Origin of the sequence: Proteus genomosp. 6 (assembly GCF_040139785.1) — a bacterium.
GTDB lineage: Bacteria > Pseudomonadota > Gammaproteobacteria > Enterobacterales > Enterobacteriaceae > Proteus.
Genome location: NZ_JBEEVJ010000025.1, coordinates 1 through 6,651, shown reverse-complemented (window position 1 = coordinate 6,651; position 6,651 = coordinate 1). Strand labels below are relative to the sequence as shown.

Annotated in this window: 8 protein-coding genes and 2 pseudogenes; 4 read left to right on the top strand and 6 right to left on the bottom strand. The window is 38.4% G+C overall.

Annotation, left to right across the window (positions count from 1 at the left end):
- Nucleotides 1-98: 98 nt before the first annotated feature.
- Nucleotides 99-494 (bottom strand): annotated as a pseudogene (locus ABN212_RS18380) (helix-turn-helix domain-containing protein); the annotation flags it as partial.
- Between the two features lie 87 nt (nt 495-581).
- Between ABN212_RS18380 and tetC the strand changes: the two are divergent.
- The gene (gene tetC / locus ABN212_RS18375; protein ID WP_000428546.1) at nt 582-1,175 is read left to right on the top strand and encodes a tetracyline resistance-associated transcriptional repressor TetC; all 594 of its coding nucleotides are present in this window, start codon (nt 582-584) and stop codon (nt 1,173-1,175) included.
- Between the two features lie 112 nt (nt 1,176-1,287).
- On the opposite strand, the gene tet(B) is transcribed toward tetC, so the two are convergent.
- Nucleotides 1,288-2,493, bottom strand: a complete 1,206-nt coding sequence (tet(B), locus tag ABN212_RS18370) for a tetracycline efflux MFS transporter Tet(B) (RefSeq protein ID WP_001089072.1) — start codon at nt 2,491-2,493, stop codon at nt 1,288-1,290.
- 81 nt (nt 2,494-2,574) lie between these two features.
- Here tet(B) and tetR(B) point away from each other — a divergent pair, with 81 nt between their 5' ends.
- Nucleotides 2,575-3,198, top strand: a complete 624-nt coding sequence (tetR(B), locus tag ABN212_RS18365; protein WP_000088605.1) for a tetracycline resistance transcriptional repressor TetR(B) — start codon at nt 2,575-2,577, stop codon at nt 3,196-3,198.
- On the opposite strand, the gene ABN212_RS18360 is transcribed toward tetR(B), so the two are convergent.
- The 3 genes from ABN212_RS18360 to ABN212_RS18350 are packed head-to-tail and all read right to left on the bottom strand — an operon-like array spanning nt 3,176 to nt 4,569.
- On the bottom strand, nt 3,176-3,862 hold the full coding sequence (locus ABN212_RS18360; protein WP_001284954.1) for an ArsR/SmtB family transcription factor: 687 nt from the start codon (nt 3,860-3,862) through the stop codon (nt 3,176-3,178). The two genes, tetR(B) and ABN212_RS18360, sit on opposite strands and share 23 nt — an antisense overlap.
- Nucleotides 3,863-3,869: 7 nt before the next feature.
- Entirely contained in the window at nt 3,870-4,256 is a 387-nt protein-coding gene (locus ABN212_RS18355) for a hypothetical protein (protein ID WP_000460651.1), read from the bottom strand.
- Complete coding sequence (locus ABN212_RS18350; RefSeq protein WP_000562370.1) at nt 4,249-4,569, bottom strand: antibiotic biosynthesis monooxygenase family protein; 321 nt, start codon at nt 4,567-4,569, stop codon at nt 4,249-4,251. Before ABN212_RS18350 ends, ABN212_RS18355 begins: the two co-directional genes overlap by 8 nt.
- 443 nt (nt 4,570-5,012) lie before the next feature.
- Here ABN212_RS18350 and gltS point away from each other — a divergent pair, with 443 nt between their 5' ends.
- On the top strand, nt 5,013-6,218 hold the full coding sequence (gene gltS / locus ABN212_RS18345) for a sodium/glutamate symporter (RefSeq protein ID WP_000599533.1): 1,206 nt from the start codon (nt 5,013-5,015) through the stop codon (nt 6,216-6,218).
- Nucleotides 6,219-6,448: 230 nt separating this feature from the next.
- A pseudogene (locus ABN212_RS18340) lies at nt 6,449-6,568 on the top strand (LysR family transcriptional regulator); the annotation flags it as partial.
- A gap of 15 nt (nt 6,569-6,583) precedes the next feature.
- Here the strand turns inward: ABN212_RS18340 and ABN212_RS18335 are convergent.
- On the bottom strand, nt 6,584-6,651 hold a 68-nt coding region (locus ABN212_RS18335), incomplete at its 5' end, for a hypothetical protein (protein ID WP_223232774.1).

Below are 6,651 nucleotides of genomic sequence, written 5' to 3'. Positions count from 1 at the left end.
TACTCGTGGCTGCAACCCTACTAGCTCAAAATTTATTCACACATGGTTACGCTTTGGGGAAATTATGAGGGGATCTCTCAGTGCATTGCCTCCAATTCCCATAATTTATTACGCCGATAATAACTTGGTGTAACCTTAAAAATGTACTTAAATCGACGTGTAAAAGATTGTTGGGAATCAAATTGATATTTTAATGCGATCTCAAGGATAGTTTTTTTCGTCAACCTCAACTCAACAGCCGCTTTCGTCAAACGACGAGCACGAATATAGCTAGCCAGTGTGACCCCTGTTACTTTTTTGAACAGCCGCTGAAAATACCACTTGGTATAACCCGCTTTATTCGCCACATCATCAAGCAGTAAAGACTGATCTAAATTATGTTCAATCCATAATAGAACATCTTTGATAACCGTTGTATGAAACTGCTTATCATCATATCTTAATTGGATGTTATTAGCTTTATTTTGATAGCGAGAATGCTGTTCAATATACATAAAATAACCTAAATGTTCTTAAGATTGTCACGACCACATCATCATGATACCATAAACATACTGACGGTATGTTATTTTAAATCTATCATGGAAAATAAAAATCATCAACAAGAAAATTTTAAGAGTACCTATCAATCACTGGTTAACTCAGCACGAATATTGTTTGTTGAAAAAGGCTATCAAGCTGTTTCAATAGATGAGATCTCGGGAAAAGCGTTGGTGACCAAAGGTGCCTTTTATCATCACTTTAAAAATAAAAAACAATTACTCAGTGCCTGTTATAAGCAGCAATTAATTATGATTGATGCCTACATCACAACAAAAACTGATTTAACAAATGGTTGGTCTGCCTTAGAAAGTATATTTGAACATTATCTTGATTATATTATTGATAATAATAAAAACCTTATCCCTATCCAAGAAGTGATGCCTATCATTGGTTGGAATGAACTTGAAAAAATTAGCCTTGAATACATTACTGGTAAGGTAAACGCCATTGTCAGCAAATTGATCCAAGAGAACCAACTTAAAGCTTATGATGATGATGTGCTTAAAAACTTACTCAATGGCTGGTTTATGCATATCGCAATACATGCGAAAAACCTAAAAGAGCTTGCCGATAAAAAAGGCCAATTTATTGCTATTTACCGCGGCTTTTTATTGAGCTTGAAAGATAAATAAAATAGATAGGTTTTATTTGAAGCTAAATCTTCTTTATCGTAAAAAATGCCCTCTTGGGTTATCAAGAGGGTCATTATATTTCGCGGAATAACATCATTTGGTGACGAAATAACTAAGCACTTGTCTCCTGTTTACTCCCCTGAGCTTGAGGGGTTAACATGAAGGTCATCGATAGCAGGATAATAATACAGTAAAACGCTAAACCAATAATCCAAATCCAGCCATCCCAAATTGGTAGTGAATGATTATAAATAACAGCAAACAGTAATGGGCCAATAACACCGGTTGCATTGGTAAGGCTCACCAATAATCCCTGTAAAGCACCTTGCTGATGACTCTTTGTTTGGATAGACATCACTCCCTGTAATGCAGGTAAAGCGATCCCACCACCAGCCAATAAAATTAAAACAGGGAAAACTAACCAACCTTCAGATATAAACGCTAAAAAGGCAAATGCACTACTATCTGCAATAAATCCGAGCAGTACTGCCGTTTTTTCGCCCCATTTAGTGGCTATTCTTCCTGCCACAAAGGCTTGGAATACTGAGTGTAAAAGACCAAGACCCGCTAATGAAAAGCCAACCATCATGCTATTCCATCCAAAACGATTTTCGGTAAATAGCACCCACACCGTTGCGGGAATTTGGCCTATCAATTGCGCTGAAAAATAAATAATCAACAAAATGGGCATCGTTTTAAATAAAGTGATGTATACCGAATTCGATTGCGTCTCAACCCCTACTTCGGTATCTGTATTATCACGTGTATTTTTGGTTTCACGGAACCAAAACATAACCACAAGGAAAGTGACAATATTTAGCAACGCAGCGATAAAAAAGGGACTATGCGGTGAAATCTCTCCTGCAAAACCACCAATAATAGGCCCCGCTATTAAACCAAGCCCAAAACTTGCCCCTAACCAACCGAACCACTTCACGCGTTGAGAAGCTGAGGTGGTATCGGCAATGACCGATGCCGCGACAGCCCCAGTAGCTCCTGTGATCCCTGAAAGCAAACGGCCTAAATACAGCATCCAAAGCGCACTTGAAAAAGCCAGCAATAAGTAATCCAGCGATGCGCCTATTAATGACAACAACAGCACTGGGCGCCGACCAAATCGGTCAGACATTTTTCCAAGCCAAGGAGCAAAGATAACCTGCATTAACGCATAAAGTGCAAGCAATACGCCAAAGTGGTTAGCGATATCTTCCGAAGCAATAAATTCACGTAATAACGTTGGCAAGACTGGCATGATAAGGCCAATCCCCATGGCATCGAGTAACGTAATTACCAATGCGATCTTTGTCGAACTATTCATTTCACTTTTCTCTATCACTGATAGGGAGTGGTAAAATAACTCTATCAATGATAGAGTGTCAACAAAAATTAGGAATTAATGATGTCTAGATTAGATAAAAGTAAAGTGATTAACAGCGCATTAGAGCTGCTTAATGAGGTCGGAATCGAAGGTTTAACAACCCGTAAACTCGCCCAGAAGCTAGGTGTAGAGCAGCCTACATTGTATTGGCATGTAAAAAATAAGCGGGCTTTGCTCGACGCCTTAGCCATTGAGATGTTAGATAGGCACCATACTCACTTTTGCCCTTTAGAAGGGGAAAGCTGGCAAGATTTTTTACGTAATAACGCTAAAAGTTTTAGATGTGCTTTACTAAGTCATCGCGATGGAGCAAAAGTACATTTAGGTACACGGCCTACAGAAAAACAGTATGAAACTCTCGAAAATCAATTAGCCTTTTTATGCCAACAAGGTTTTTCACTAGAGAATGCATTATATGCACTCAGCGCTGTGGGGCATTTTACTTTAGGTTGCGTATTGGAAGATCAAGAGCATCAAGTCGCTAAAGAAGAAAGGGAAACACCTACTACTGATAGTATGCCGCCATTATTACGACAAGCTATCGAATTATTTGATCACCAAGGTGCAGAGCCAGCCTTCTTATTCGGCCTTGAATTGATCATATGCGGATTAGAAAAACAACTTAAATGTGAAAGTGGGTCTTAAAAGCAGCATAACCTTTTTCCGTGATGGTAACTTCACGGTAACCAAGATGTCGAGTTAACCACCCTTTAGATTCATAAAGCGAAAATAATGCGGCTCCAACGTACCCACCTAAATGGAAACGGCGTTCACTCCAATCTAAACACGCACAACAGATTTTACGTGAATGTTTGGAAGGAACGTCAATTCCCATTTCATGAAAATATTGAATACCACTTAATGTGATCATTGAACCATTTTCAGTGATCCATTGCTGTTGACAAAGGGAATCATAGATCTTAACGGCAACTTCGCCAGCTAAATGATCATAGCAAGTACGTGCTTTTCGTAAATGCACTGGCGTGGAAACTTTGGCATGTACGCCATGGTTTAAGGAGATCCCCATCATACTTTCCATCAATTCAGCAATATCTTTTCCTGCTAGCCGAAAATAACGATGCTTGCCTTGAGCTACTACTGTGATTAGCTGGCAATCTAATAATTTAGATAAATGACTGCTCGCCGTTGAAGCTGATATATTCGCCACAGAACTTAGCTCAGTGGCCGTCCAAGCTCGCCCATCCATCAAAGCACTGAGTATTTTAACTCGTGAAATGTCAGACATAGCCGCCCCTATCGCGGCTATTGAGGACTCAAAGGTAACCTCTTTTCGTATTAAATTAGCCATCGCAAGTTCACTTTATTGCCCAAGGGAGCGTAACAGATGCAGCCATACTATCATTGTCCGTTATTAATATCAGTTGGTTAGCATGGTCACTGTATTGCACTAAAATATTAATGTTATTCTCCGCCAATACTCGTGCTATTTCGCCAAGTTCCCCCGGTTTTTCCTGTTTTAACTTACGAATTAATGGTGTCCGGATCGCAAGTACTAACAGTCCAGCTTGCTCTAGCGCTATTTTAGCTTCCTTTCCTTGTTCAACAAGAAAATGAGCATGGCATTCATCACCAACCGTAAATATCCCTCCCCCTTCCAATCCAATACCTTTATTACCTAATGTTTTTCCTAGTAATGCTAATTGTCCTATTTGATTATCTAAAACAACGTGAACATCAAACATTATCCTTGTCCTTTTTAAATGAATATTCGCGAGTAATATGAGCAATACTAATTTTGTAAAAATCAAATATTGACTCTCGCCCTTCTTGTTGAGCTTTCGCATGTAAAACATGATTTTTCCATTGCAGAACTGCGTATTCGTTTTCCCACCAAGATAGCGATAACATTTTTCCTTCTGTAGCTAGACTTTGAAAACGTTCAATTGAAATAAAACCAGCTACATGACTTAATAGTGGTCTTAACTCCTCAGCTAAAGTCAAATAGCGAGTTTGTTGGTCGGGTTGTATTTGCACCTCAAATATTACAGCAATCATATTTTTCTCCGTTATTAATCAACAAACAGAGTAATCCACCCGAAAATTAACACTTCGATAAGCAACGAAATATAGAAAGGTCATGCTGCTGTTTTATGTTGTATATCACACTTCTTTAAATTGCTCGGCCTGCGCTTATCATGTTCTCCTTCTCTTATAATTTTGTTTATTATTTATACTTTTTTATTTTTTGCTATCACCGAAAATAGTGCGGATCCCGCATGGTATTTAGGTTTACCCATCATTAAATACCATTGTTGTTATTTTAATCTTTTTAATATTTCATGATTAAGATCACACTAAAATTATGACCCTATTAACTAAAAGTTATGGATACCCTAATAAAACTCATTGTTAAAGATTAGTTAACCAAAGTAACTTCATTTTTCACTATTGTTAAATTGTTATAGTGAAAATTCTGGTAAACTAATAGAGGTAAAAAAATGATCCTAGATGCCAGTTATACATTATTAGTCGCATGTATCGCGCTACTCATAGGAATGTTTGTCGTAAAATTTACCCCGTTCCTACAAAAAAACCACATACCAGAAGCCGTCGTTGGTGGCTTTATTGTTGCAATTGTTCTGTTAATTATTGATAAAACATCAGGTTATTCGTTTACTTTTGATGCTTCATTGCAAAGTTTATTAATGCTCACATTCTTTTCCTCTATCGGGCTAAGTTCTGACTTTTCTCGACTGATTAAAGGAGGAAAGCCGTTAGTTCTATTAACTATTGCAGTAACGATCCTAATCGCCATTCAAAATACTGTCGGCATGAGTATGGCTGTCATGATGAATGAAAGTCCATTTATTGGCTTAATTGCAGGTTCAATTACTCTAACAGGTGGTCATGGTAATGCCGGAGCATGGGGCCCTATTCTCGCTGATAAATATGGTGTAACAGGCGCCGTTGAATTAGCGATGGCTTGTGCAACACTTGGATTAGTGTTGGGTGGTTTAGTTGGCGGCCCTGTTGCCCGTCATCTTTTGAAAAAGGTCTCTATTCCTAAAACAACCGAGCAAGAGCGCGACACTATCGTTGAAGCTTTTGAGCAACCAAGCGTCAAAAGAAAAATCAATGCAAATAACGTTATTGAAACCATTTCAATGCTGATTATCTGTATTGTTGTTGGTGGCTATATCAGTGCATTGTTTAAAGATACTTTTCTGCAACTGCCTACTTTTGTCTGGTGTTTATTTGTCGGTATTATTATCCGTAATACACTGACTCATGTATTTAAACACGAAGTGTTTGAGCCGACCGTCGATGTATTAGGTAGCGTTGCTTTATCGCTTTTCTTGGCAATGGCGTTAATGTCATTAAAATTTGGTCAATTGGCAAGCATGGCAGGGCCAGTATTAATTATCATTGCTGTACAAACTGTTGTCATGGTGCTATTTGCCTGCTTTGTCACCTTCAAAATGATGGGCAAAGATTATGATGCTGTCGTGATCAGCGCGGGTCACTGTGGCTTTGGTATGGGAGCAACACCAACAGCAATTGCGAATATGCAAACAGTCACAAAAGCATTTGGACCATCACATAAAGCTTTCCTTGTCGTTCCTATGGTCGGTGCCTTTATTGTTGATATTTCAAACAGTATCTTAATTAAAATATTTATTGAAATTGGTACATACTTTACCTAATAGCTACACACTACTCGGCGTACTTCTCCTAACAATTTATTATAGGGCAGTATGCCGAGCCGCTTTCTTACCCCGTATATTCCCCTAGTCAATCTATTTAGCTTGCACGTTTACGAATTAATTCTCGTGACAACTAAACCAAAATTTGAATTATGACGAGTATATCTGATTATTTATACTTTATTCGTTAGAATAGTCCGTAGAAATAAATAATCAGTAGGCTACATGGAATGAAATTAAGACATCTCGATATCTTTTATGCTGTAATGACTTGTGGTTCCTTAACGCGTGCGGCTGAAGTTTTACATATTTCTCAACCCGCGGCGAGTAAAGCACTCAAACATGCTGAGCACTGAGAGATCCCCTCATAATTTCCCCAAAACGTAACCATGTGTGAATAGATTTTGAGTAAGCAGGGTTGCAGCCACGAGTG

What these genes read in the sequence shown, in the direction of transcription:
- tetC (WP_000428546.1), top strand. Translation starts at nt 582, where the DNA reads ATGGAAAATAAAAATCATCAACAAGAAAATTTTAAGAGTACCTATCAA.
- ABN212_RS18360 (WP_001284954.1), bottom strand. Translation starts at nt 3,862, where the DNA reads ATGGCTAATTTAATACGAAAAGAGGTTACCTTTGAGTCCTCAATAGCC.
- ABN212_RS18350 (WP_000562370.1), bottom strand. Translation starts at nt 4,569, where the DNA reads ATGATTGCTGTAATATTTGAGGTGCAAATACAACCCGACCAACAAACT.
- ABN212_RS18355 (WP_000460651.1), bottom strand. Translation starts at nt 4,256, where the DNA reads ATGTTTGATGTTCACGTTGTTTTAGATAATCAAATAGGACAATTAGCA.
- gltS (WP_000599533.1), top strand. Translation starts at nt 5,013, where the DNA reads ATGATCCTAGATGCCAGTTATACATTATTAGTCGCATGTATCGCGCTA.